The sequence below is a fragment of the Chromobacterium indicum genome, assembly GCF_039708975.1.
Lineage (GTDB): Bacteria > Pseudomonadota > Gammaproteobacteria > Burkholderiales > Chromobacteriaceae > Chromobacterium > Chromobacterium piscinae.
In genome coordinates this window covers 61047-85362 of sequence record NZ_JAYFSJ010000008.1, presented here as the reverse complement: position 1 = coordinate 85362, position 24316 = coordinate 61047, and the positions used below count along the sequence as shown (strand labels likewise).

24 protein-coding genes are annotated in these 24316 nt (G+C 64.0%); 13 read left to right on the top strand and 11 right to left on the bottom strand.

The genetic code is table 11. The annotated features are described in order from the left end of the window. Positions 1–31 precede the first annotated feature (31 nt). The 9 genes from VA599_RS12285 to VA599_RS12245 all read left to right on the top strand — a co-directional run bounded on the left by VA599_RS12285 (position 32) and on the right by VA599_RS12245 (position 6545). The gene (locus VA599_RS12285) at positions 32–970 is read left to right on the top strand and encodes an RluA family pseudouridine synthase (RefSeq protein WP_346788770.1); all 939 of its coding nucleotides are present in this window, start codon (positions 32–34) and stop codon (positions 968–970) included. Beyond that, complete coding sequence (locus tag VA599_RS12280; protein WP_346788769.1) at positions 970–1626, top strand: HAD family hydrolase; 657 nt, start codon at positions 970–972, stop codon at positions 1624–1626. The genes VA599_RS12285 and VA599_RS12280 overlap by 1 nt, the downstream gene beginning before the upstream one ends. Next, on the top strand, positions 1602–1961 hold the full coding sequence (locus VA599_RS12275) for a Rieske (2Fe-2S) protein (RefSeq protein ID WP_021476305.1): 360 nt from the start codon (positions 1602–1604) through the stop codon (positions 1959–1961). Before VA599_RS12280 ends, VA599_RS12275 begins: the two co-directional genes overlap by 25 nt. 43 nt (positions 1962–2004) lie before the next feature. Next, positions 2005–2943 carry a S49 family peptidase gene (locus tag VA599_RS12270; RefSeq protein ID WP_021476304.1) on the top strand — a complete coding sequence of 313 codons (939 nt, stop codon included), beginning with the start codon at positions 2005–2007 and terminating at the stop codon, positions 2941–2943. A gap of 16 nt (positions 2944–2959) precedes the next feature. Further along, positions 2960–3796, top strand: coding sequence for a flagellar motor protein MotD (gene motD / locus VA599_RS12265; RefSeq protein WP_346788768.1), 837 nt, complete (start codon positions 2960–2962; stop codon positions 3794–3796). Beyond that, positions 3793–4383 carry a malonic semialdehyde reductase gene (locus VA599_RS12260; protein ID WP_021476302.1) on the top strand — a complete coding sequence of 197 codons (591 nt, stop codon included), beginning with the start codon at positions 3793–3795 and terminating at the stop codon, positions 4381–4383. Before motD ends, VA599_RS12260 begins: the two co-directional genes overlap by 4 nt. A gap of 73 nt (positions 4384–4456) precedes the next feature. Next, entirely contained in the window at positions 4457–5491 is a 1035-nt protein-coding gene (locus VA599_RS12255; protein ID WP_104946766.1) for a quinone-dependent dihydroorotate dehydrogenase, read from the top strand. 24 nt (positions 5492–5515) lie between these two features. Continuing rightward, on the top strand, positions 5516–5977 hold the full coding sequence (locus VA599_RS12250) for an outer membrane lipoprotein (RefSeq protein WP_031296090.1): 462 nt from the start codon (positions 5516–5518) through the stop codon (positions 5975–5977). 115 nt (positions 5978–6092) lie between these two features. Further along, the gene (locus tag VA599_RS12245; RefSeq protein WP_021476299.1) at positions 6093–6545 is read left to right on the top strand and encodes a MarR family winged helix-turn-helix transcriptional regulator; all 453 of its coding nucleotides are present in this window, start codon (positions 6093–6095) and stop codon (positions 6543–6545) included. 51 nt (positions 6546–6596) lie between these two features. Here the strand turns inward: VA599_RS12245 and VA599_RS12240 are convergent, their stop codons facing one another. The 8 genes from VA599_RS12240 to VA599_RS12205 all read right to left on the bottom strand — a co-directional run bounded on the left by VA599_RS12240 (position 6597) and on the right by VA599_RS12205 (position 18294). Further along, positions 6597–7985, bottom strand: coding sequence for an MmgE/PrpD family protein (locus VA599_RS12240; protein WP_346788767.1), 1389 nt, complete (start codon positions 7983–7985; stop codon positions 6597–6599). 44 nt (positions 7986–8029) lie between these two features. After that, complete coding sequence (locus tag VA599_RS12235) at positions 8030–8338, bottom strand: acyl-CoA carboxylase biotin carboxyl carrier protein subunit (RefSeq protein ID WP_199776145.1); 309 nt, start codon at positions 8336–8338, stop codon at positions 8030–8032. A gap of 278 nt (positions 8339–8616) precedes the next feature. Then, entirely contained in the window at positions 8617–10107 is a 1491-nt protein-coding gene (locus VA599_RS12230) for an acetyl-CoA carboxylase biotin carboxylase subunit (RefSeq protein WP_021476296.1), read from the bottom strand. Beyond that, positions 10104–11321, bottom strand: coding sequence for a hydroxymethylglutaryl-CoA reductase (locus VA599_RS12225; RefSeq protein WP_021476295.1), 1218 nt, complete (start codon positions 11319–11321; stop codon positions 10104–10106). Before VA599_RS12225 ends, VA599_RS12230 begins: the two co-directional genes overlap by 4 nt. A 15-nt stretch (positions 11322–11336) precedes the next feature. Beyond that, positions 11337–12833, bottom strand: a complete 1497-nt coding sequence (locus tag VA599_RS12220; RefSeq protein ID WP_021476294.1) for an acyl-CoA carboxylase subunit beta — start codon at positions 12831–12833, stop codon at positions 11337–11339. Positions 12834–12899: 66 nt separating this feature from the next. Further along, positions 12900–16400: an indolepyruvate ferredoxin oxidoreductase family protein gene (locus tag VA599_RS12215; RefSeq protein WP_346788766.1), complete on the bottom strand. Its 3501-nt coding sequence runs from the start codon at positions 16398–16400 to the stop codon at positions 12900–12902. A gap of 29 nt (positions 16401–16429) precedes the next feature. Beyond that, positions 16430–16636 carry a DUF2783 domain-containing protein gene (locus tag VA599_RS12210; RefSeq protein WP_021476292.1) on the bottom strand — a complete coding sequence of 69 codons (207 nt, stop codon included), beginning with the start codon at positions 16634–16636 and terminating at the stop codon, positions 16430–16432. Beyond that, positions 16636–18294, bottom strand: coding sequence for an FAD-dependent monooxygenase (locus tag VA599_RS12205; protein WP_346788765.1), 1659 nt, complete (start codon positions 18292–18294; stop codon positions 16636–16638). Before VA599_RS12205 ends, VA599_RS12210 begins: the two co-directional genes overlap by 1 nt. Before the next feature lie 533 nt (positions 18295–18827). On the opposite strand from VA599_RS12205, the gene VA599_RS12200 reads away from it, so the two are divergent. Both VA599_RS12200 and VA599_RS12195 read left to right on the top strand, forming a co-directional pair. Continuing rightward, positions 18828–19844, top strand: coding sequence for an EthD domain-containing protein (locus VA599_RS12200; RefSeq protein ID WP_021476290.1), 1017 nt, complete (start codon positions 18828–18830; stop codon positions 19842–19844). A 101-nt stretch (positions 19845–19945) separates the two neighbouring features. After that, positions 19946–21124, top strand: coding sequence for an MFS transporter (locus VA599_RS12195; RefSeq protein ID WP_234004347.1), 1179 nt, complete (start codon positions 19946–19948; stop codon positions 21122–21124). Positions 21125–21132: 8 nt separating this feature from the next. Here VA599_RS12195 and VA599_RS12190 read toward each other — a convergent pair whose 3' ends face one another. From VA599_RS12190 to fur, 3 genes are read right to left on the bottom strand one after another with little or no spacing between them, the layout of a single operon-like run. Continuing rightward, entirely contained in the window at positions 21133–21861 is a 729-nt protein-coding gene (locus VA599_RS12190; protein WP_021476288.1) for an arginyltransferase, read from the bottom strand. Continuing rightward, a complete protein-coding gene (gene aat / locus VA599_RS12185) occupies positions 21848–22549 on the bottom strand; it encodes a leucyl/phenylalanyl-tRNA--protein transferase (RefSeq protein ID WP_021476287.1) in 702 nt (233 codons plus the stop codon). Before aat ends, VA599_RS12190 begins: the two co-directional genes overlap by 14 nt. After that, positions 22546–22977, bottom strand: coding sequence for a ferric iron uptake transcriptional regulator (fur, locus tag VA599_RS12180; RefSeq protein ID WP_021476286.1), 432 nt, complete (start codon positions 22975–22977; stop codon positions 22546–22548). Before fur ends, aat begins: the two co-directional genes overlap by 4 nt. A gap of 97 nt (positions 22978–23074) precedes the next feature. On the opposite strand from fur, the gene VA599_RS12175 reads away from it, so the two are divergent. Then, a complete protein-coding gene (locus VA599_RS12175; protein WP_021476285.1) occupies positions 23075–23458 on the top strand; it encodes an outer membrane protein assembly factor BamE in 384 nt (127 codons plus the stop codon). Then, complete coding sequence (dapB, locus tag VA599_RS12170; RefSeq protein ID WP_346788764.1) at positions 23455–24261, top strand: 4-hydroxy-tetrahydrodipicolinate reductase; 807 nt, start codon at positions 23455–23457, stop codon at positions 24259–24261. Before VA599_RS12175 ends, dapB begins: the two co-directional genes overlap by 4 nt. Positions 24262–24316 lie beyond the last annotated feature (55 nt).

The window sequence follows — 24316 nt, the reverse complement described above, 5'->3', positions numbered from 1 at the left end:
CACTGCGGACAGCGCCATAAGTATAAGCAATATGACAGACATTCGCAAAGATTCCGTAACCTTCCTTGAAGTGGACGCAGAAGATGCCGGCCAGCGGCTGGACAACTACCTGCAACGCCTGCTGAAAGGGGTTCCCAAGAGCCATATCTACCGCATTCTGCGCTCCGGCGAAGTACGGGTGAACAAGGGCCGCGTCGACGCCAGCTACCGCGTGGCGGCCGGCGACACGCTGCGCATTCCGCCGATCCGCGTCGCGGAACGCGCGGAAAAGAATGTGCCCGCCGCCACCTTCCCCGTGGTTTACGAAGACGACGCGCTGCTGGTGATCGACAAACCCGCCGGCGTGGCCGTGCATGGCGGCAGCGGCGTGTCCTTCGGCGTGATCGAGCAACTGCGCCGTGCCCACCCGGAATGGCGCTACCTGGAGCTGGTGCACCGGCTGGACCGCGAAACATCCGGCCTCTTGATGCTGGCCAAGAAGCGCTCCGCACTGACCAAGCTGCACGACATGATGCGCGACAACGTGCCGGACAAGCGCTACTTCGCCTTGGCTACCGGTCCCTGGCCTGAAAACATCAAGCAGGTGAAGCTGCCGCTGTTCAAGTTCCATACGCCGGATGGCGAGCGCCGGGTGAAAGTGGCCGAAGGCGACGATGGCCAATACGCGCACACCAACTTCTCCATCCAGCAGCGCTACACTGAATTTACGCTGGTGGAGGCGCACCTGCGCACCGGCCGCACCCATCAGATCCGCGTTCACATGCAGGCCAACGGCTGCGCGATCGCCGGCGACGAGAAATACGGCGATTTCGCGCTGAACAAGGAGCTGGCGCGGCGAGGACTGAAGCGAATGTTCCTGCATGCGAAAAGCCTGACGCTGCCGCACCCGCTGACCGGCGTGCCCCTCAAGCTGGAAGCGCCGCTGCCGCCTGAGCTGCAGAAATTCCTGAAAACCCTGGAGCCGCGCTGATGCGTGAATACGATCTGGTAGTGTTCGACTGGGACGGCACCCTGATGGACTCCACCGCCCATATCGTGAATGCCATCCAGCAGGCCTGCCGCGACCTGGCCTTGCCGGTGCCGGGCCGCGAGGCCGCCAGCCACGTGATCGGCCTGCGCCTAGCCGAGGCGATGCAGCAGTTCTGTCCGCCGGACCAGGCCAGCCGTCTGCCCGAACTGGTGGACGCCTTTCGCCGCCATTACCAGTCCGGACTCGACCGCGTCACGCTGTTCGACGCCGCCCGCGACACGCTGGAAGCGATCCGCGACTGCGGCGCTTTCGTCGCCATCGCGACAGGCAGCAGCCGCGCCGGCCTGGACCGCGCGCTGGCGGCCGCCGGCATCAAAAATCTGTTCGACGCCACCCGCACCGTCGACGAATGCCACTCCAAGCCGCACCCGGACATGCTGCTGCAATTGACCGACCTGTTCGGCGTGGCGCTCGATCGCACCGTAATGGTGGGCGACACCAGCCATGATCTGCTGATGGCGCGAAACGCCGGCAGCCACGGCGTCGGCATCAGCCACGGCGCCCACGACAGCGCCGAGCTCATCCGCTGCGAGCCCCGCGCCATCGTCCACTCCTTGTCCGAGCTGTCGTCATGGCTGCTCCCCAGGCTCTGCTGATCTGCCGCTCCTCCGATCTGGAAGACGGCGGCCTTGCCCGCCGCTTCGAGATCGCCCAGGCGGATGGCGAGCCGCTGCCCGCCTTCGTGATCCGCTACCGCGGCCGGGTTTACGGCTATCTGAACCGCTGCCGCCACATCCCGGTGGAGCTGGATCTGCAGGACGGCAATCTATTCGACCTCTCCGGCCACTACCTGATCTGCAGCATGCACGGCGCGCGCTATCGCCCCGACAACGGCTATTGCACCTGGGGCCCCTGCCGCGGCCAATCCCTGACGGCGCTGGACATCGTCGAAGAAGACAGCCAAGTCTGGCTGAATGTCATGCCCGCCTGAATTTTGCTAGACTCACGGGATTATCCTGGAACAGATTCGAAAAATGAGCGACACCCAAAACTGGGAACGACAACTGCTGGAGAAGCTCGCCTCGGCCTCCCTGGTTGAGCAGCGCCGCAGCCGGCAGTGGAAAATCTTCTTCCGCCTGGCCTGGCTGGTCATCATCGGCATGATCGCCGCCAGCGTGTTCATGCGCGGCGAGGAAAAAAGCGCGGTCGGCCTGGCCGGCGGCGGCCACACCGCGGTGATCGAGCTGGACGGCGCCATCACCAGCGAGAATGAAACCGGCAAGAAGATGATCTCGGCGCTGGATCACGCCTTCCGCGACAAGAACACCAAGGGCGTGATCATCGACGCCAACAGCCCTGGCGGCAGCCCGGTGCTGTCCGGCATGGTCTACGATGAAATCCGGCTTCTGAAGAAAAAGCACGCGGACATTCCGGTCTACGTGGTGGTGAGCGAAGTCTGCGCGTCCGGCTGCTATTACATCGCCGCCGCAGCGGACAAGATCTTCGTCGACAAGGCCAGCATCGTCGGCTCCATCGGCGTGCTGTCAGACGGCTTCGGTTTCACTGGCGCGATGGAAAAGCTGGGCATAGACCGCCGGCTGAAAACCGCCGGCGAGAACAAGGCGATGGGCGACCCGTTCTCCCCGCCCAACCCCAAACACGACGCCATCCGCCAGCAACTGCTGGACGACATCCACGCTCAGTTCATCCAGGCGGTGGAAAACGGCCGCGGCCCGAGACTGAAGAAAGACCCGCAGATGTTCAGCGGCATGGTATGGCTGGGCGAAAAAGCCATTCCGCTTGGACTGGCAGACGGCTACGGCACCGTGGCCTCGGTGGCCCGCGACGTGGTGAAGGCGGAAAAAACCGTGGACTACACCCAGCAGGATGACTTCTCCAGCCGGGTGGCGCGCCGCATCGGCGTGGAATTCGCCGGCGGCGTGAAATCGCTGTTCGACACCCAGCTGTTCTGATCAGGCGGAGGCGGAGATGGCATCGCGACGCAAGAAGCAGGAAGAAGAGCACGAGAACCATGAGCGCTGGCTGGTCTCCTACGCCGACTTCATCACGCTGCTGTTCGCCTTCTTCGTGGTGATGTACGCGATCTCCTCGCTGAACGAGGGCAAATACCGAGTGATGTCGTCCGCCATCATGGACGCCTTCCGCAACGGCACGGTGGTCACAGTGCAGTCGACGCCCCCCTCGGGCGGCGCCAACACCATGATAGAGATTCCGCAGACCAAGCCCATCGCCAAGGCCGTCTCCCACGGCCGCAAGGAGGAAGAGGCCGCCAAGCTGGGCCAGCTGACGCAAAACCTGGCCAAAGTTTTAAGCCCGCTGGTGCAAAGCGGCGAGGTCACCATCACCCAGACCGATCAGGGAATCAATATCGACATCCGCGACAGCGCGCTGTTCGCCATCGGCCAAGCCGAACCGAACCAGCAATCGCTGCCGCTGATGTCCAATATGGCCAAGCTGCTGTCAAACGTGGACAACTCGATCAAAGTGGAAGGCTTCACCGACGACGCGCCGATCCGCACGCCCGCCTTCCCTTCCAACTGGGAGCTGTCGGCCGCGCGCGCCGGCGGCGTGGTGCGGCTGTTCCAGGAAAACGGCATCTCGGCGCAACGCATGGTGGCGGTCGGCCATGGCTCCAATCTGCCGGTGGCGGACAACGCCACCGCAGACGGCCGCGCCCGCAACCGCCGCGTCACCGTCTCCGTTCAGGCCAACACCTTCGAAGAACACGCAGCTCCTCAAAACTCCGCGCCCTCCGCCGGAGACGCCAAACAACAACACCCCACCCCAACCGAGGTAAGACCATGAGCACTCCCCTCTCCCACGCCACGCTGGAACAGCTGTTCCTGAACGCCCGCACCCACAGCCACTGGCAGCCGCGTCCGGTGAGCGACGAGTTGCTGCATCAACTGCATGAGTTGCTGAAGCAGGCTCCGACCAGCGCCAACTGCTCGCCGGCCCGCCTGGTGTTCGTCAAGAGCGACGAAGCCAAGGCCAAGCTGAAGCCCTGCCTGGCCGCCGGCAACGTAGACAAGACCCTGGCCGCGCCGGTCTGCGTGATCGTCGCCCACGACACCCGCTTCTACGAGCACCTCCCGCAACTGTTCCCGCACGCCGACGCCAAGAGCTGGTTCGAGGGCAATCAGCCGCTGATCGACACCACCGCCTTCCGCAACGGCACGCTGCAAGGCGCCTACCTGATCCTGGCCGCCCGCGCGCTGGGCCTGGATTGCGGCCCGATGTCCGGTTTCGACAACGCCGCCGTCGACGCGGCTTTCTTCCCTGATGGCCGCTTCAAGTCCAACTTCCTGATCAACCTCGGCTACGGAGAAGCCGACAAGCTGTTCCCGCGCTCGCCGCGCTTCGACTTCGACGAGGCCTGCCGGATTCTGTAAGCCGCGCATTTGCCACTGGCCTGATCCCGATGCCCGGTTATAATGCCGGGCATTTGTCTGCCCGGAGAATGCCATGCTGTACCCGCTGCTGCGCCCGCTGCTGTTCAAATTCGACGCGGAGACCGCCCACGAGCACACATTGAAGATGCTCGACCGCGCGCATCGGCTGCGCCTGACGCCGCTGGCCGCCTCCCCCGCCGCGCGCCAGCCGGTGCAGGCGATGGGCCTGACCTTCCCGAACGCCATCGGCCTCGCCGCCGGCCTGGACAAAAACGGCGCCCACATCGACGCGCTGGCCGCGCTCGGTTTCGGCTTCATCGAAATCGGCACCGTCACCCCGCGCCCTCAAGACGGCAACCCCAGGCCGCGGCTGTTCCGCCTGCCGGAACACGAGGCCATCATCAACCGGATGGGCTTCAACAACCATGGCGTCGCCGCGCTGCTGGACAATGTGCGCCGCTGCAAATTCAAGGGCGTGCTCGGCATCAACATCGGCAAGAACGCGATCACGCCGATAGAAAACGCGGTGGACGACTACCTGGCCTGCCTGGATCAGGTCTACGCCGCCGCCAGCTACGTCACCGTCAACATCTCCTCGCCCAACACCAAGAACTTGCGCCAACTGCAGCAAGGGGACGAGCTGGGCCGGCTGCTGGCCGCGCTGAAGCAGCGCCAACAGGCGCTGGCCGACCAGCACGGCCGCTACGTGCCGCTGGCGGTGAAGATCGCGCCGGACCTGGACGACGAGCAGATAGCCGAGATCGCCCGGTTGCTGACCGGCAACGGCATAGACGGCGTCATCGCCACCAACACCACGCTGTCGCGCCGCGAAGTGGCCGGCCATCCGCTGGAAAACGAGGCCGGCGGCCTGTCCGGCGCGCCGGTTCGCAGCCGCGCCACAGAAGTCATACGCAAACTGCACAAGGAACTTGGCGGCGCTCTGCCTATCATAGGAGTTGGCGGCATCCTTTCCGGCAACGACGCCGTGGAAAAACTGGATGCCGGCGCCAGCCTGGTGCAGCTGTACAGCGGCCTGATCTATCGCGGTCCGGAGCTGGTCGGCGAATGCGCGCGGGCGGCGGCGCAATATCTACAAGCTCGCAACTAAATAGAAAGAATGGAGCAGGAAAAAATGATTTCTTCCATCAGCCGCATTACCCTGGTCAGCCTGCTGAGCGTCGGCGTGCTCGCCGGCTGCTCGACATCCGATTCCGCAGCCGTGTACTCCAAAGGCCAGATGCGCCAGGCGCAGACCGTGCAGCTCGGCACCGTGCTGTCGGTGCAGAATGTGAAAATGGAAGGCCAGAACAACGAATTGCTGACCCTGGGCGGCGCCGCGCTGGGCGGCCTGGCCGGCAGCAATATCGGCGGCGGCAAGGGCCAGATCGCCGGCGGCATCGTCGGCGCGCTGGCCGGCGGCTTCGGCACCCAGGCCGCGCAACGCGCGATGACCAAGAACGCGCTGGAAATCACCGTCAAGCTGGATACCGGCCGCACCATCTCCATCGTTCAGGAAGCCGACATCCCCTTTGTCGCCAATCAGCGCGTCAAAGTGCTGAGCGGCGGCGGCAACGACCGCGTCGTGCCGTACTGATTTTCCCTGAACGCGGCGTTTCGTCGCCAAGCCGATGTTGGCGTATCATATGGCATGATCTGCCGCGATACGCCAACCCGGTTCGCGGAAGCGCCACCGCCCACGGGAGAAATTCTTGTCCATCAGCCTGCTCTCTGTCGCCAACGACAGTTTCTGCCTGCGACTGCAGCGCGCCGCCCGCCTATGGCGCCAAGTAGCCGATGAGGAGCTGAAGAAGTACGGCCTGTCCGAAGCCACAACAACGCCTCTATGGCTGATCGGCCGCCTGGGAGAGGGGCTGCGCCAGCGCGCGCTGGCCGAACATCTCGGCATCGAGGGCCAATCCCTAGTCAGGCTTATCGATCATCTGGAAAGCTCCGGACTGGTCGTGCGCCGGGACGACCCAACCGACCGCCGCGCCAAGGTGCTGATGCTGACGGAAGCGGGCAAGTCGATGGCGGCGCAAGTCGATCAGGTCGTGCGCGGCATTCGCGAACGGCTGCTGCAGGACGTCAGCGCCGAGGCGCTGCATATCACGGACCAGGCGCTGGACTCCATTTCCCGGGCAGCCGACAAAATCAGGGAATGAAAAATCCCGCGGCAAGCGCGGGATTCCACTCAATCATCCGTCAAGCGGTGCTTAATCGCACAACAAGCCCAGCAAGCTGCTGAATGGGCTATCCTGTTCCGGCAGCCTGTCTATCGCGCGCAGTATATCCTGGGTTCGGCCCGCCAACGCGGCCTTCCGGCTGCGCGAAACGCATTTGACAAACTTGGCCTGGATCTCGTCCTGAGTCATCGGATTCCGCGGATTGCCCTTCGGATAGTCGATCTGCCCCTTCAACGTCGAACCATCCCGCAGACGGATCTCCACCTTGATCAGGCCGTGAGTGCCCAATTCGGCGATCTCGCACTCCTGGGCCGTCTCCGGATGGATCAGACGGCTGATCGCGATCACTTCCGGCCGCCGTATCGCCTCCTCGGTGAAGTCGTCGATGAACACATCGCCGGTCGCCAACGCCACCGCGACGTTGTAAGCGATGCTGAAACGCGCGTCCACTATGGTCTGCGGCTCGCGCTTCTGCTCCACCGGCGCGCTGACCAGATCGTATATCTGCTGGTTGGTGCGGATCGAGATGGTTTCGATCTCTTCGGCACGGTAGCGGCGGCCGCCCGTCAGCGCCAGCGTCACCGCTGCGGCCGAGGTATTGGGCCGGCAGGTCGGATAGGGTTTGAACGCCACGCCGCCCTCTCCGGCAAAACGCTCCCCCAACTCGCCGGACACCTTGGACAAGTCCGAGCCCGGCTCGAACGCGGAATAATAGCCCCAGCGCCCGGTGAGGAAATTCACCGTGCCGCCGAAACCCGCCTTGGCCAGCAGCACCGCCTTGACGGCATTGGAAGCGACCAGTCCTTGCTGATAGGACACCGTCGGCGCGCCGTCTATCATGCACTGCGCCTCTCCAAGCGCCGAGGTATAGGCGATGCCCATCGCATGGCGCAGCTGCTCCTCGCTGAGCCGATGCAGCCGACCAGCGGCCGCGGTAGCGGCGATAACCTTGCTCAAATCATAGCGGCCGCTTTGCAGCAGGGTCTCTCGGCGCGCTTCCGCCAAGCGCACCGACAGGTCCTGCCCAATGGCGAATGCGGTGATGAACTCCCGGCCGCTGACGCCCGGCTGGGTCTGTTCGGCGATGGCCAGCAACGCCGGGAACAACGCGACACTGGGATGCGTGCCGAGCGGATCGGCGACATCGTCAAAATCCAGAACCCGCGATGCCGCGCCATTGAGCAGCGCCGCCATGGGAGCCGGCAGCCGCGTCCGGCGGCCGAGCACGGCAGCTTGCGGCGCGCCTCCCCAACTCTCAACCACTCCGGCGAGAATTCCGACATCCGGATCCTCGGCGCCGGCGATCGTCACTCCCAGAATATCCGTGATGGCCTGCAAGGCGATCTCCACCGCCCCGGGCGTCAATTGCTCAAACTGGATCGTCGCCGCATAGCGGGCAATGCTTGCTTCAAGACTCAAGATCGTTTCTCCTCAAGCGTAATGATTCGGCCCCGCGGGACCGCCTACTCGAACACCATCAGCCGCTGGCCAGCCAAAACCGGATCCCGCGGCGCCACCGCCACCTCTATCACCACCCCATCCTTCGGCGCGGGCAGCGTCATCACCATCTTCATCGCCTCTATCCGCAACACAGGCTGGCCTGCCGCCACCGCCTGGCCGGGCTCCACTAGCAACTCAGTGACCGTCGCCGGCATCGGCGAGAGCAATACCCCCCCCTCCTCCGCCGAGGCGCGGCCGGAGCGGCGCGCGGAAAAACGCGCTGACAACGAATCGGACAATCCGACCTCGCTGTAGAACCCGTCCGCCAACACGCAAACCTTCCCGGACGGGCCCGCCATCACAGAACACTCAACTAACTCTCCATCCAACCGATACTGCAGTCGGCCAGCCTTCCCCTGCCGGAACGAGTCGACATCGAAATATAATAGTTCGCCGTCGGCAGGCAGAAGTCCCTCCGCATTCATCCGAAATCCTGTCCCGGCATCCCCACGCAACTCAACGCCCCCTTGCCAACCACCCGGCAATGCAGCGTTCAGCCGCAGCGTCACACCGCCCCCCATATCCGCTCTATCGCTCATCCAATCCTCTCCTAGCCTCGCGCGCCGGCCGCCAGCAGCGGATCGTTGCGCAGTTTCCACCCCGACACCGCGGCCGAGCCCTCCGGCTTGCGCTCGGCCGCGCCAGCCAGCGCCGTCGCCAACGCGGCAGCAAACACCGCCCTCCGATCGACGGCATGCAGCTGCTCCGAAGGCAGTTCGAACCCCTCCAGCAACGACAAGTCGTAGCTGCCATTGCGAAACTGGGCTTGCTCCAGCAGCCAGCGATGGAACGGGAGATTGGTAGGAAAACCGAACAGGCGGAACTCGCCAAGCGCATGCGATGCCCGAGCCAGCGCGCGCTCACGGCTGGACTGATGGACGATGAGCTTGGCGCACAGGCTGTCGAATCGCGGCGACTGCGCGATTCCGCTGGCCACGCCCGAGTCCAGCCTCACGCCCTCGCCCTCAGGCACGGCATAGCTGGCGACCCTGCCGGCCGCCGGGAAGAAATGATTGCGCGGATCTTCGGCGCACAGCCGGAACTCGACCGCATGGCCGCGAAACTCGATGTCGTCCTGGCGCAGCGACAAGCGACCACCGCCGGCGACATGGATCATCTGCTCGACCAGATCGATTCCGGTGATCGCCTCCGTCACCGGGTGTTCGACCTGGATGCGCGCGTTCATTTCGATGAAGTAGAAGCGCCCGTCGTCGGCGACCAGGAATTCAACCGTGCCGGCGCTGTCGTAGCCCAGCTGCCGCGCGATCGCCAGCGCCGCCAGCCGCAATTCGCTCCTCAGCGCCGCGTCCAGTCCGGGCGCAGGCGCTTCCTCCACCAGTTTTTGCCTGCGGCGCTGAACGCTGCAAGCGCGATCGCCCAGATGCAGCACAGTGCCGTGCTTGTCGCCCAGCACCTGCACCTCGATATGGCGGATGGCGGTGCCGAGAAAGCGCTCGAGATAGACATCGCCGCAGCCGAACGCGGACAGCGCCTCGCTCTTCACCTCGTCCAGCGCGCCGGCGAAAGCCTCCGCCGTTTCCACCACCCGTATGCCTCGGCCGCCGCCCCCCATCACCGCCTTGATCAGCACTGGAAAACCGATTTCCCGCGCCAGGCCCAGCGATTGCCCCAGCCCGTCTCCGGGATGGCCGCCGGGAATCACCGGCACGCCGGCCAGCCGAGCCGCCTCTCGGGCGCGCAGCTTGTCGCCGGACTGCTGGATGGCCTCGGGCCTCGGCCCGACGAAAATAAAACCGGCCTCGGCGCAAGCGGCGGCGAATTCGGCGTTTTCTGCCAAAGGACCATAACCCGGCGCGATCGCATCCGCCTGCGACAACCGGGCAACCTGCAATACCTCGGCCATCGCGCTGCCGGCGCTGGCCGCCTCAATGGGGAACCGCTGATCGGCGGCCAAAACGTATGGATGGCCGTCATCCTCCGCCGGATAGGCCACCACGGTTTCTACGCCCATCAGCCGGCAGGTGCGGATGAAACGCAGCGCGATTTCGCCGCGGCAACAGAGCAAAAGCCGCCGTATCATGCCTTGCGCTCCGCAGTTTCGCCGTGCAGCCCGCGTCCCAGCACGGTATGCGCGTGGGTGAACTCGCCCGCCGTCACGGCGCCTGCCACCGACACCTCGCCGGCCAGCGCGACGGCGGCGATGATCTCGGCCAGCTTGATCACATCGCCCTCGCAGCCCAGCATCCGCAGGCATTCCTGCTGTCCCGGCAGCTTGACGCCGCCGCCAACCGTACCCAACAACAGGTTCGGCAGCGTCACAGAGGCGAGCAGATCGCCGTTGCTCTGCGGCTCGAACGTGGTACTGGCATTCTTGAACGACACCGTGACGAAAGCCGGGTCCTGTCCGCAAGCGATGAACATCGCGGTCAGCGCATTGGCGATGTGGATGTTGGGCGCCGTGGCCCCGCGCTGTGCCAGCAGGATATTGCAAGCCCCGAGAAATCTCCGCATCCGGTGCGCCGTGGTGCGCAGCCGTTGTTGCAGCAGTTGGGCCGGGATTCTGACGCTGGCCGACACATAACGTCCCTTGGCTTGGTCCGGCACAAAACGCTTGTCCCCTCCCAGCGTATTGAAATAGTCGATGGCCAGACCGCCGCTGTGGGCGAGGATATAGCGGCAAGCCGCCTCATTGGCCTTGGTCGCCATGTTCAGCCCCATCGCCTGATCGGTGGAGTAGGTGAAAGCGAGGCCGACCAGATCGCCATGGAACAGCGGGCTGACTTCCAACAGCTTGGCGAATCGGCTGGTGGCATTGGCTGCGGCGACAATCTGCGGCAAATGTTCGCGCAACCAGCCGTCGAAACGACCGGCTTCGGCCGCGTCCCGCAGCACCACAGCGGAAACTTTGGTCAAGGCGTCGCCAAGCACGCGGTACGGCTGCCCGGTCTCGCCCGGCAGGACATTGCCCGGGCTCAGCACATGGCAGCCGCCGCTTTCAGTGATGATGCTCATGCCGCGCGAGAATGACGCCACCAGCGCGCCTTCCGTCGTCGCCATCGGCACCACGAACTCGCCCTGAGCCCGGCTGCCGTGAATGGCGAGCGGCCCGGCCAGGCCGACCGGCACGCCGACGGTTCCGACATAGTTCTCGCAAGTGCCCAGCACCGAGCCCGGCTCGTAGGGCCTTCCCTGCAAATACGGAAAATGCTGCCCGGTGAACGTCTCCAGCCAGCCGTGGCGTTGCGCGATGATTTCCTGGCTGTAATCGTCTTCCTTGGAGCGGGGAATCTTCATGGGAAACAGACCTTTCTAAAGCGGGATGTTGGAATGACGGCGAGCCGGGGTGCCGCTCACCTTGTCCGCCAGCAGCTGCAGATGGGACAGCACGGCGTTGCGCACATCGGCGCCTGCCAGCAGCCCATCCACATAGCCTTTCTTGGCGGAATACGACGCATTGGCATGCGCCGCGCGGTAGTCGTCCAGCAGCTTCTCTCTCAACGCCACAGGATCCGCGGCCGCGGCCAGCTCTCTGCGGAAAATGATGTCGACCGCACCCTCCGGCCCCATCACGGCGATTTCCGCCCGCTCCAATGCGAAGGTGAAGTCGGTCGCGGACCAATTGGCCAGCGTCGGATAAGCGCCGCCGTAAGCCTTGCGCAGCACGATGGCCAGCTTGGGCACGCTGGCCTCGCAATAGGCATGCAGCAGTTTGGCCCCGGCGCCGATGATACCGCGCGTCTCCTGTTCGCGGCCGGGCAAGTAGCCGGGCACGTCCAGCAGCGTCAACAGCGGGATATCGAAGCTGTCGCACAAGCGCACGAAGCGCGCGCCCTTCAGCGAGGAGTCGACATCCAGGCAGCCCGCCCGCTGCAGCGGCTGGCTGGCCAGCACGCCGACAGTACGCCCGCCGAAACGGGCGAAGCCGGTCGCCAGATTGGGAGCGTACTCGGCCTGGACTTCGAGGAATTCGTTGTTGTCGGCGATTTCGGCGACGACATCCAGCACATCGTAGGGTTCGTTCTGATTAGCCGGAATCAGCTGCTCCAGGCGCGGGGTGCGCCTGGGACCGGTGTCGCCGCGATCGACGCGCGGCGCCGGACTGGCGTTGTTCTGCGGCAGATAGCCGAGCAGCTCCCGCACCAACGCCACCGCTTGCTCGCGCCCATCGCAATTGAAATGGGCCAAGCCGGTCACTTCAGCATGCAGCTGCGCGCCGCCGATCTCCTCCTTGGTGACGCTTTCGCCTGTCGCCGAACGGATCACCGACGGCCCGGTCAGGAACATCGTCGACTCCGCTCCCGCCATGACGATGAAGTCGGTCAGGGCCGGCGCGTAGGCCGCGCCGCCGGCGCAGTCCCCCAATATCACCGAGATCTGCGGCACCACGCCGGAGGCCTTGACCGTTTTGTGGAACACTTCGCTGAACTGCGCGCCGGCATCGACTCCTTCGTGTATCCGTATGCCGGAGGAATCGTTGAGGCCTATCACCGGCAGGCCGAGCTGCAGCGCCATGTCCAGCAGCTTGCCTATCCGCACCGCATGCACCCGGCTGGAGCTGCCGCCGAGAAAATCGCGGTCATGCGCGTACACCAGCACAGGCCGGCCGTCGATCCGGCCATGTCCGGTCACCAGGCCATCGCCGGGCACCTTGCGGCCGGCGGTGCCGAAATGCTGGCAATCATGCTCGCTCAGCGCGTCCAGCTGGTAAAAACTGCCGCTATCGACCAGCCACTCTATGGCCTGCCATACCGCGGAATCCCGCCGCGGCGTGCCCGTAGCGGAAAAAGAGGCCTGAACCGTCGTCATCGTCGCTTGCCTTCTCTGTGATCAAACATCGTTCAACTCCATGGCCGGAACGCGGCAACCGCCGTGTTATCTGGCCACGATCGGGATATGCCGGTACCGGGCCTGCGCAGGCTGGGCCTGTCCGGTCGACGGCTCCGAGAAGGCCAGCAGCAATTCGGCCTTTCTTTTGCCCATCGCCGGGATCGAGGCCAGCTTGACGTGGCCGTAACCGCGCACGGATTCCGGCAGCCTGGCCAGCTCCACGGCAATAGCCAGCTTGCCGCGCTCAAGGCCGGCGCAGAGGGTGTCCAGCAAGGTCTCGTAATCGGCCAGCAGCAGCCGCTCCGCCCGGCGGTCTTCCTGGCCGGCGAAAGGATCGAACGCGGAGCCCCGCAGGAAGCGCAGACGGGCCAATCCGCGCATCAGCGGCAGAATCCAGCGGCCGACAGCCACCTTGCGCGGCTGCTTGCGCCAGAAGTTGAATACGTCCGGCGCCAGATGGAAGCGCAAGCCATCGAGGCTGCCATGCTCCTCGGCCAATCGCTGCAGAAAGCCGCGATCGCTCAACTGCCGCGCCACCTCGTACTCGTCCTTGCAGGCCATCAGCTTGTAGAGATTGCGCGCGACGGCGATCCGCAACGCCTCGGCCTGGACGGCGTCCTCGCCCTGCCAGTCGCGGGTGGCCTGCTCCACCTTGCCCAGCCGCCGCAGATAGAGGGCCGCGTAATCAGGGTTCTGGTACTCCGCCAGCAAGCGGGTTCGGTTCAGCTTCAGCCGCTCGTAATCATCGGTCTCATCCTCCGCCCGTTCTCCGCCGTCCAGTTGCCGCAGCGTTTCCGGATCGCCGGCCGCCAGGCGACCGCAATCGAAGGCAGCCAGATTGTCGTCGCCGTTGCCGCCCTGCTGCCGTATCGCCTGCCGCACGGCGTCCAGCCGCAACGGCACCAGACCGGCCTGCCAAGCGAAACCCAGCAACAAGACATTGGCCTGGAGCGGAGTGGCGAAACGCTCCGCCAGCGCCTTGGCATCCATCGCCAACGCCTCGATGCCGCTGCGCCGCTCCAGCAGAGCGAGCATGCCGCCGCTGTCGACCTGCAGCGTCGGATCGCGCAGCATCAGCCCAACCTGAGTTTCATGCAGGTTGGCGGCGATGCGCGTCCGCCCGGCGCGGATGCAATCCAGCGCCTCGCGCTCCGTGGCCACCACCAGGTCGGCGGCGATCAGGGCATCGGCGCCGCCCCGGTCTATGCGGTTCTGATGCAGCTGCGCGCGATCGCGCGCCAGGCGGATGTGGCTCAGCACCGAACCGCCTTTCTGAGCGAAGCCGGTGAAGTCGAGCACCGAGACCGCGGCCTGCTGCAGATGCGCGGCGATCGCCACGATGGACGACACCGTCACCACGCCGGTGCCGCCGACACCAGTCAGCAGTATTTCGTACGGTTCGGCGCCAAGCACTGTTCCCGGCTCCGGCAAGCGCGCGGCGGCCTGTCCGACGGCCTGTTGCAACGCCGCGTCGGCCCGCTTGGCGCGGGGCCGCCCCTTCAGCGTCACAAAGCTGGGGCAGAATCCCTTCAAGCACGACAGGTCGGTATTGCAGGAATTCTGATCGATGCGCCGCTTGACGCCATGATCCGTCTTCAGCGGCACAACCGACAGGCAGTTGGAGGCTTTCTGGCAATCGCCGCACCCCTCGCAGACCTGTTCGTTGATGACCACGCTGCGGTTCAGCGCCGGCGCCTGCTTGCGCTTGCGGCGCCGCCTGGCCTCGGTCGCGCAGACTTGGTCGTAGATCAACAGCGAAACTCCGTTAAGCTCCCTCAGCTCACGCTGCACCTCGTCCATGCGGTCGCGATGATAGACGCGGGTGTCGCCAGGCAAGGCATTGTCGCCGACATATCGTCCGGGATCGTCGGCCACCACCACCACTCTCGCCACCCGCTCCGCCAGCGCCAGCCTGACGATTTGCGGCACCGTCAGCTTGCCGTCGATAGGCTGCCCCCCGGTCATCGCCACCGCATCGTTGTAAAGCAGCTTGTAAGTGATGTTGCTGCCGGCAGCCACCGCCTGGCGGATCGCCAGATGCCCAGAATGGAAGAAAGTGCCATCCCCCATGTTCTGGAAGATATGGCCGGTGCCGACAAAGCTTTCGGAGCCGAGCCAGTCCACGCCCTCGCCCCCCATCTGCACGCTGCCGCTGGTATTGCGCTCTGGAATCCGAGCCGCCATCGCATGGCAGCCGATTCCCAGCTGCGCCCGGCTGCCCTCGGGCACCAATGTCGACAGGTTATGCGGGCAACCGGAACAAAAATATGGCGTCCGCTTCAGCAAACCGGCGGGATGCTCCAGAGCAGGCTGCCGCCAGCAGACAGGCAGGCCGGCGCTGATGCCCAGCGCCTGCAGGCGCTCCAGCAGCAACGGCGCCAAGCGGGACGGGCGCAGCTCTTCCGCCACCGGCAGCAAAGGCCGGCCCTCTTCATCCTCCTTGCCGATGACTACGGGCCGTCGCTCTTCCGGCACGTTGTACAGATGCTGCTTCAGCAGCGCCTCCGCTACAGCGGCCTTCTCCTCGACCACCAGCACCGCTTCCGCCGTCTCCGCCATCTCAGCCAGCAACGGGGACAAAGGCCACACCAGCCCGACCTGCAGCAGGGCGATGCCAGACGATTCCAGCTCGGCTTCGCTCGGCCCCAACTGACGCAAAGCTTCCATCACATCGCCATGCGCCTTGCCGATCGCCGCGATCAGCAAGCGCGGCGCAGCCTGGCCAAAGGTAAGCTTATCCAGCGGATTGGCGCGGGCGAAGGCGGCAAACGCCTCCAGCTTGAACGCCATCCGCTGTTCCATCTGCGGCCCCGGCAGATCAGGCCAGCGCCAGTGCAGGCCGTCATTGCCCGGATCCACTGGCGGCAGCGTGAAAGAGCGGCGCTCGACGGAGTGGCAAGAAACCGAGCTTTCCACCGTTTCGCTGATAGCCTTGAATCCGATCCACAAGCCGGAATGCCGCGACGCCGCCCAGCCCCACAAACCGTATGCTTCGTAATCGGCGACCGAGGCCGGATGGATGACCGGCATGCCCCAGGCGATCAAGGTCTGATCCGACTGATGGGACATCGATGACGACACGCAGCCGTGGTCGTCGCCGACGATGACCAGCACGCCTCCCATCTCGGATGAGCCATAGGCATTGCCATGATGCAACGCGTCGCCGGCGCGATCCACTCCAGGCCCCTTGCCATACCAGAGGCCAAACACGCCATCCACCTTGCGGTCGGCATCACTGCCCACCCGTTGCGTGCCGAGCACGGCGGTCGCCGCCAATTCCTCGTTGATCGCCGGCAAAAAACGGATTGCCGCCTGCTCGAGAACCCTCTTCGCCTTCCACATCTCCATGTCCACCGCGCCTAAGGGCGAACCCCGGTAGCCGCTGGCGAAACCCGCGGTATTCAGGCCCGCCTCGCGATCCGCCGCGGCCTGAGCCAGCATCATCCGCACGATGGCTTGCGTTCCCGACAACATAATGCGGCCGCCCGGGCGGGAAATTCCGATTTCATAGCGGTCTGCGCCGCTAAAACCATTGCCAATTTCCATGAAGCATCTCCATCTTTTATGGTTGCTCGCTAGTCGGATCGCTGCGCCAACCGCCTGGCGGTTGCGATCGCATCGGCGATTGCCGCCCTGTCGTTGACCCGGCTGGCCAGCAATACCAGCAACTGCGCATCGACCAGCCTGGCCTGCTCGTCCGGCAAGTCCTGCCCGGCCTCCAGCAGCATGGAAAACAGCTCGTCGGCAGACGGCTGCATATGGGCTTGCAAATTGCCGGACATCAGGCGCGCCTTTCGAAAGTGGAGGAAACGGAGTGGCCCAAAGCCAGCCGCAGAGCCGCGGCCAGCTCGACCGTGTCAAGCAGGTCGGCGGCATAGCAGATATGCTGGTCGGGGCGGATCAGATAAACGCGGCGTTGCGCCGCTCGGTAGCGCTCATGGGCCAATCCGGCGTCATCGACAACATGAATGCGGCCATCGCCGCCTTCGCTTCCCGAACGGCCCACCGTCAACAGCGCCGCGCCGTGCAGGCGGCAGAAATGCCACGCGGCATCCACGTCAGACTCGCCATCGACGAAATACAGCAAAGTGAAGCGGTTGCCGATGCGCTCCAGCAGCCAGGCGGGTTGGCCCGCCAGCAACACCGGCGCGTCCAGAGCGGCATCGCCCGGCCCCGGTCCTTCCCGATGTCCGGCAGGCTGCAGCAAGCAGCAACCCGCCAGCGACGCCGGCCGCGACAACCGTCCGGAATTGACCATGGGGCGGATGGCCTCATGCTCGGCAGACAACAGCAGCACCGCCTCCTTGAGCAGCCTGGCGCGCTCCGAACGCGGCGTAATGAAGTCAGCGCTGCGGCTGGAGTTGAGAATATTCTCGTCAGCCGCCAGACCACGCTCCTCGCCGTAACTGTCCAGCAAAGCCGGCCCCGCCCGTCCTGCAATGATTTCAGCCAGTTTCCAACCCAAGTTGTCAGCGTCCTGAATGCCGCCATTTCCGCCGCGGCCGCCGAAAGGGCTAACCTCATGCGCGCTGTCTCCGGCGAACACCACCGGTCCATGCACGAAGCGAGCCAGCCGGCGGCAACGGAAGGTATAGACGCTGACCCATTCAAGTTTGAAATCGATACCGTCGCCGAACATCCTGCGCAGCCTGGCCGCCACGCGCTCCGGCTCGCGCTCCAGCACTGGGTCTGCATCCGGCCCCAGCTGGAAATCGACGCGCCAGACATCATCAGGCTGTTTGTGGATCAGGACTGACTGCCCCTCATGGAAGGATGGCGAGAACCAAAAGCGGCGCTCCGCAGGCAAAGCGGCAGGCATGCGCACATCGGCGATCAGGAAGCGGTCATTGAACGTCCGTCCCTCGAAAGGCAGCTGTAGCGCCTGGCGCACAAAGGATCGGACACCATCGCACGCCACCAGCCAGTCGCAATGGATCTGATAGCCGCCCTGGTCGGTTGCGACATCGACAATGGCGCGGCGCGGCTCGCGCTGAACGCCTGCAACGCGATGCCCCCAGCGGAATTCGACCAGGCCGGATTCCAGGCAGGCTTCGATCAGCCACTCCTCCAGATAGTACTGTTGAAGATTGATGAAGGCCGGGTACTGATGCCCCGGCTCCGGCAGATAATTGAACTCGAACAACTGCCGATCCCCATGCAACACCTTGCCCAGATGCCAGCTGATGCCTTTTTCCAACAGTTGCTCGCCCAAACCCAGCCGTCCCAGTATTTCCAAGCTGCGTTTAGCAAAAACAATCGCACGCGATCCATCAGAAACCTTGTCATCCTGATCGATCACCAGCGTGCGCACGCCCCGCCTAGCCAGATCAAGAGCCAGAACCAGCCCCACCAACCCCGCGCCAGCAATGACAATTTCCTTTTTTATCAATGAATTGCCATCAAACTTCGTGCGCTCAAAAGTACGACGTCTCACCACCATGATCTGCTCCCGCGGATAAGTGACAAAGCCATTCACCGCGGCGGAATTTACATTAGTAATAAATATCCATCAAGCATAATTATTCATTATGGTATATTCGACTCAGTAAAATAGTCAGAATGAAACAATTTAACTAGAACATCACAGAAATAAATTGTTTTGCTTTTCAATAAGATAAAAAACATCGCACCTGAACCGAGAGCACCCGGCCACTGCAAGCAGGCATGTCAATTTAATAGGCAAATCATGAGCATCCAATCAATATCCAAATACTATTTCTATAGTTATTACTCGCATGCGATCATATTTGAAGGTCATAAAGACCGGGATGAAAACATCCTTTGGCATGACAGCCCCATTTCATTCGGCAGGCCCCGCTCGATGGCCAGCAGGAGGGATGGCGCATGACCCTGTCGCGACGCGCGTTTCTGGAACACAGCCTGCTGTATGCAGCGCTGGCACCCTTCGCTTCGCAAGCGGTCCAGGCCGAAGGAATGAAGCCTCGAGCCTTCTCCAACACGCAAGGATCTAACATGAAGCTGCCCCGCAACGAATTCGACTACCGTCCGCCGCACCTGCAAGACCTGCAGACAGCAAGCGATCCGCTGATCGTCCTGTGCACCCTGCTCGCCCGGGCGGACAACTCGCCGCTAAGCGAGCGCCGTCGCGACCCTGGCTTCCTGATCGACCGCGATGGCCAATCCATCCAGGATCCGGCCAGCCGCGATCAACGACCGGCCTTCGACAGCCCGGTGAATGTGTCGTTTGAGAAATGGGGCGAGTATTGGCGGAAAGTGCATGGCCCGCGCTTCCTGTATGCTCAAAAACCGCAGGATGGCGGCATCCAACGCATGGTCCGCTACGATCAAGTGCACCGTCTCGCCTTCGGCCCAAGCAAGGGCAGCCCGCTACCGTATCTTCCGCCGGTCGACAATGACGGCGAGCTGTTCCACACAGTGGTGGACCACGTGCCGGCATACCATCGCCCAGACTGGGACGGCATCGCCTACCTGGGCTTCAAAAGCACCGACGACATGGGCGCCGTCTTCTCCCAACCCAGCCTCGCCGCCACCATCATTCCGGAAGACAAGGCCATCTTCCGCGAATTGGCCCCGGTCTTGTCCCGACAGCACATCATCATTCCCAGCGCGACTCAGCGAGATCCGATCCTGCTGGTCAAAACCCACCAGCGCCGCGCCGGCCTGAGCCGCCAGGAATTCCAGCATCCATGGCTGGCCGAGCACGCCGATCTGGTTCGCACCAAATCCGCCACCGCGCGTTACGTCCGCCGCTACGTCCAGCTGCACGCGATCGGGCCGGAGCAGGAAGGCCAGCCGTTCTGGCACCCTGCCAGCAGCAAGATAGACGGCGTGACCTTGATGGCCTTCTCCAGCCTGAACGATCTGGAAGACTACATGCTGAGCGAAGACTATCAGGCCATTGAACGCGACGAGCAGCGCTTCGCAGATGCGGACCGCTCGGACTTCTGGACCGCGATGGGAATCAATGTGGTGAACCGCATCCAACAGGAAGTCGCCACTCCGCGCTAAGCCAGACCTCCCGCCATCGGCGGGCAACTGGTCGGGATGCGCCCGCGCCGGCAGGCCGGGCGCATCCCGGCCTTCACGCACCCGGCAATCACGAGAACAAAATGAGCAAGGCACTCCCCTTCAGGCTGATATTGGTCATGGCCGTCGCCTGCGGCTTTTCCATCGCCAACATCTATTACAACCAGCCCCTGCTGGGCTTGCTGCAGCGCGAATGGGGAGAGTCCCCGCTGATCGGCCTGATACCGGCCCTGACACAATTGGGATTCGCCTTCGGCCTGATTTTGCTGGTTCCGCTCGGGGACGTCATGGATCGCAAGCGGCTGATCCTGGCGCAGACGCTGGCGCTGATCGCCTCTCTCGCCTGCATGGCCGCCAGCCCGACGCCACCGCTGCTGTTGCTGGCCTCGGTGCTGGTCGGCGCCACCGCAACCATCGCCCAGCAAATCATTCCTTTCGCCGCAGAGCTTGCCGGACCGGAGCAGCGCGGCAAGGTGGTCGGCCACGTGATGAGCGGCCTGCTAAGCGGCATTTTGCTGGCGCGCACGCTGAGCGGCTTCGCCGGCGCCTACCTGGGCTGGCGGGCGATGTTCATGATGGGCGCGGCGCTGGCCATCGCCATGGGCTTGATGCTGCTGGCTTTCCTGCCGAGCAGCAAACCGACGGCGCGGCATGGCTACCCGGCGCTGCTCGCCTCCTTGTTCAAGCTGGCGCGCGAGGAAAGGGAGTTACGCTATGCCATCCTGACCCAAGGCATGCTGTTCGCCGCCTTCAGCGCCTTCTGGAGCACCTTGGTCCTGTTGTTGCAACAGCCTGAGTTCCATATGGGCAGCCGCGAAGCGGGCCTGTTCGGCATCATCGGCCTGGTCGGCGTCCTGCTGGCGCCACAAGCGGGCAAGCTTGCAGACGCGCGCGGCCCACACGGCATCGTCAAGCTGGGGATAGCGCTGGTTGTCGCCTCGTTTCTGGTGTTCGGCGCGGCGCCGAACCTGATGGGGCTGGTCGCCGGTGTGATTCTTCTGGACGCCGGCGTGCAAGTCGCCATGGTCTCGCATCAGACCATCATTTTCGCGCTGAACCCCGCGGCACGCAGCCGCATCAACACCGTATACATGACCGGACTATTTGTGGCTGGCGCGCTGGGTTCGGCCATAGGGGGATTCTGCTGGCAAATGCTGAGCTGGAACGGCGTCGCCTCCGCCGGATTCGCGCTAGGGGTGCTCGCGATGTTTTTCCATCTCGGAATGGGCAGCCCGCAACCCAGCCGTCAAACCGGCGGCTAAAGACTCGCTCAGCTTTCCGGCATCGTCTGCCAGCGGCCGCCGTACAGCATCTGCAGCGGCCGATAGCCGGACTTGTACGCCATCTTGCGGCAGTCCGCGATCCAGTAACCCAGGTAGACGTAGCTCAACCCCAGCAGGCGCGCCTGCTCCACCTGCCACAGCACATTGTAGACCCCCAGGCTGGATTGGCTGTCCTCCGGATCGTAAAAGGTGTAGACGGCTGACAAGCCGTCCACCAGCCTATCCACCAGACTCACCATCTTCAGTTGGCCATCCAGCCGAAACTCGGCCAGATGGCTGTCCACTCCGCTTTTCAGAATGAACTCGGAATACTGCTGCGCATCGTCGTCCGACATTCCGCCACCGGCATGGCGAGTCTGCTGATACCAGCGGTACAACGCGTAATGTTCGGCATCGAAGCCCAGCGGCAGCCAGCGCGCGCTCATCTCGGCGCCGCGCCGCCACACCCGCCGCTGGGTGCGGCTGGGCCTGAACTGATCCACCGGCAGTCGCACCGGAATGCAGGCCTGGCAGGAATCGCAATAAGGACGGTAGGTATAGAGGCCGCTGCGGCGAAAGCCCAGCCTGACCAGCTGGCTGTAGACGCCGCTGTCTATCGCCTCAGCCGGGATCGCCACCTGGGAGCGCGCCTGCCGGCCGGACAGATAACTGCACGGGTATGGCGCAGTGGCGTAGAAATGGATGGCCGCGACCTGGCCGGCTTCACGATGACTCATGGCGGTAATGGTAATCCCACATCTGATCCGGCTGGGGATGCCGGATGCTCTCTTTCAGAGTAGCAAGAAAAACATCGCGCGGTATCAGCCTCGCGCCGAGGCTGGCCAGGTGCTCGGTATGCATCTGGCAGTCTATCATCGCCACACCCTGGGCTTGCAGGTGCCGAACCATGTGGACGAAGGCGAGCTTGGACGCGTCCCGCCGACGCGAAAACATCGACTCGCCGTAGAACATGCGGCCGATGGAGACGCCATACAGCCCGCCGACCAGCTCGCCATCCATCCAGGTTTCAAAGCTGTGGGCGTAGCCCAGCTGATGCAGCCGGCAATAGGCAGCCACCATTTCCGGGACGATCCAGGTGCCGTCCTGCCCCGCCCGCGGCTCGGAGCAGGCGCGCATCACTTCGAAGAAAGCGGCATCGACGCGAACCTCGTAATCGAGATTGCGCAGCGTTTTGGCCAGCGAACGGCTGACCTTGAGCTCATCGGGAAACATCACCATGCGGGGCGCGGGCGACCACCATAATATCGGTTCGCCTTCGGAAAACCAGGGAAAAATGCCCTCGGAATAGGCCGTGAGAATGCGACGCGACGACAGGTCGCCGCCGGCCGCCAGCAGGCCGTTGGGATGACTGAGGGCCTGCGACGCCGGCGGGAAGACAGGCTCGGGACCGAGCCAGGGAATCATCCGCGGCGGCCGCTCTTGCCCAGGCAGTCCGGGCACTCGCCATACATGTACAGCGCATGCTCGACGATGCGGAAACCATGCTGTTCTGCGATCCGGTCCTGAAGCGCCTCGATCTCAGGATCGAAGAACTCCACCACCTTGTTGCAGCTGACGCAGACCATGTGATCATGATGACCACCCTGGTTCAGCTCGTACACAGCCTTGCCGGTTTCAAAATGGTGGCGCACCAGGATGCCGGCCTGTTCGAACTGGGTCAGCACGCGGTAAATGGTGGCGAGTCCGATGTCGATGTTTTCCGCAAGCAGCTTGCGGTAGACGTCTTCGGCGGACATGTGGCCGGCGTCGCCCTGCTCGAACAGATCGAGGATTTTCAGACGCGGTCCGGTGGCTTTCAGGCCGATATCTTTGAGGTGACTGGCTTTGCTCATCGTGATATAAAGTGTCTCGGTTTTCGAATCATGATAAAGCCTTTTGACGGCTTTGCCTAATTACAGCCTCATAAACGTTTGAGTCAATCGGAGTACCATGCGCGCCCTGATTTTCGCCGCCGTCATCGCAGTCGCCGGCTGCAGTTCGATGAATCCGCTCGACTGGAGCCACCGCGTGGAAGTCCAGCAAGGCAATTACGTGACCCAGGACGCCGTCGCCAAGCTCAAGCCCGGCATGACCCGCGCCCAGGTGCGCTTCCTGCTGGGCACCTCGCTGCTGACCGACCCTTTCCATGCCGATCGCTGGGACTACAAGTATAGCGACGTCAAAGGCGGCAAAGTGGATCCCGCCAGCGATAAATTGTTGACCGTCTATTTCAAGGGCGACACGCTGGACCGCATCGAAGGCAATGCTCAGCCGGCACCGCCGGCCAAGCAGCTGGACGCGTCGGCGCCCGCCCAGGAAACCAAGAAACCATGAGCAGTCAGAACATCGTCATCGTCGGAGCGTCCGGCCGGATGGGCCGCGTGCTGATCGAATCGGTGCTGAATGCGCCGGGCGCCCGCCTGCATGCGGCGATAGACCGCGCCGACTCCGGCTTCATCGGCCAGGATGCCGGCCTGTTCTGCGGCCGCAACAGCGGCATCGCCATCAGCTCCGACTTCATCTCCGCTCTGAACGGCGCCGACGTGGTGATAGATTTCACCCGCCCCGAAGGCACGCTGGAACATATGCTGGCCTGCGCCGAGCGCGGCGTGCGCATGGTCATCGGCACCACCGGCTTCGACGATGCCGGCAAGGCCGCCATCTGCGCCGCGGCGGACAAGATCGGCATTGTGTTCGCGTCCAACTTCAGCGTGGGCGTCAACCTCACCTTCAAGCTGCTGGACATGGCCGCCCGCGTGCTGAACGAAGGCTACGACATCGAAATCATCGAAGCCCACCACCGCTTCAAGGTGGACGCGCCGTCCGGCACCGCGCTGCGCATGGGAGAGGTGATCGCCGACGCGCTGGACCGCGATCTGAAGCAATGCGCGGTTTACGGCCGGGAAGGCGTGACCGGCGAGCGTGATCCGCAAGCGATAGGCTTCGCCACCGTGCGCGGCGGCGACGTCGTCGGCGATCACACCGCGCTGTTCGCCGCGCTGGGCGAACGCGTGGAAATCAGCCACAAGGCCTCCAGCCGCGCCACCTTCGCCAACGGCGCGGTGCGCGCCGCGCGCTGGCTGTCCGACAAACCGCACGGCCTGTTCGACATGCAGGACGTGCTCGGCCTGCGCTGACATTCGGTGGGGCTCAGCCCCTCCCTCTCCCGCCCATGCGCGTCCGCTCTCTTCT

Bases quoted from the DNA above. Each gene is read 5' to 3' on its own strand.
- VA599_RS12275 (WP_021476305.1), top strand. From the start codon at position 1,602: ATGGCTGCTCCCCAGGCTCTGCTGATCTGCCGCTCCTCCGATCTGGAA.
- VA599_RS12255 (WP_104946766.1), top strand. From the start codon at position 4,457: ATGCTGTACCCGCTGCTGCGCCCGCTGCTGTTCAAATTCGACGCGGAG.
- VA599_RS12210 (WP_021476292.1), bottom strand. From the start codon at position 16,636: ATGTCCGGCAATTTGCAAGCCCATATGCAGCCGTCTGCCGACGAGCTG.
- dapB (WP_346788764.1), top strand. From the start codon at position 23,455: ATGAGCAGTCAGAACATCGTCATCGTCGGAGCGTCCGGCCGGATGGGC.
- VA599_RS12270 (WP_021476304.1), top strand. From the start codon at position 2,005: ATGAGCGACACCCAAAACTGGGAACGACAACTGCTGGAGAAGCTCGCC.
- VA599_RS12205 (WP_346788765.1), bottom strand. From the start codon at position 18,294: ATGGTGGTGAGACGTCGTACTTTTGAGCGCACGAAGTTTGATGGCAAT.
- VA599_RS12200 (WP_021476290.1), top strand. From the start codon at position 18,828: ATGAAGCTGCCCCGCAACGAATTCGACTACCGTCCGCCGCACCTGCAA.
- motD (WP_346788768.1), top strand. From the start codon at position 2,960: ATGGCATCGCGACGCAAGAAGCAGGAAGAAGAGCACGAGAACCATGAG.
- VA599_RS12230 (WP_021476296.1), bottom strand. From the start codon at position 10,107: ATGATACGGCGGCTTTTGCTCTGTTGCCGCGGCGAAATCGCGCTGCGT.
- VA599_RS12280 (WP_346788769.1), top strand. From the start codon at position 970: ATGCGTGAATACGATCTGGTAGTGTTCGACTGGGACGGCACCCTGATG.
- VA599_RS12225 (WP_021476295.1), bottom strand. From the start codon at position 11,321: ATGAAGATTCCCCGCTCCAAGGAAGACGATTACAGCCAGGAAATCATC.
- VA599_RS12285 (WP_346788770.1), top strand. From the start codon at position 32: ATGACAGACATTCGCAAAGATTCCGTAACCTTCCTTGAAGTGGACGCA.
- VA599_RS12250 (WP_031296090.1), top strand. From the start codon at position 5,516: ATGATTTCTTCCATCAGCCGCATTACCCTGGTCAGCCTGCTGAGCGTC.
- VA599_RS12195 (WP_234004347.1), top strand. From the start codon at position 19,946: ATGAGCAAGGCACTCCCCTTCAGGCTGATATTGGTCATGGCCGTCGCC.
- aat (WP_021476287.1), bottom strand. From the start codon at position 22,549: ATGATTCCCTGGCTCGGTCCCGAGCCTGTCTTCCCGCCGGCGTCGCAG.
- VA599_RS12220 (WP_021476294.1), bottom strand. From the start codon at position 12,833: ATGACGACGGTTCAGGCCTCTTTTTCCGCTACGGGCACGCCGCGGCGG.
- fur (WP_021476286.1), bottom strand. From the start codon at position 22,977: ATGAGCAAAGCCAGTCACCTCAAAGATATCGGCCTGAAAGCCACCGGA.
- VA599_RS12260 (WP_021476302.1), top strand. From the start codon at position 3,793: ATGAGCACTCCCCTCTCCCACGCCACGCTGGAACAGCTGTTCCTGAAC.
- VA599_RS12190 (WP_021476288.1), bottom strand. From the start codon at position 21,861: ATGAGTCATCGTGAAGCCGGCCAGGTCGCGGCCATCCATTTCTACGCC.
- VA599_RS12215 (WP_346788766.1), bottom strand. From the start codon at position 16,400: ATGGAAATTGGCAATGGTTTTAGCGGCGCAGACCGCTATGAAATCGGA.
- VA599_RS12175 (WP_021476285.1), top strand. From the start codon at position 23,075: ATGCGCGCCCTGATTTTCGCCGCCGTCATCGCAGTCGCCGGCTGCAGT.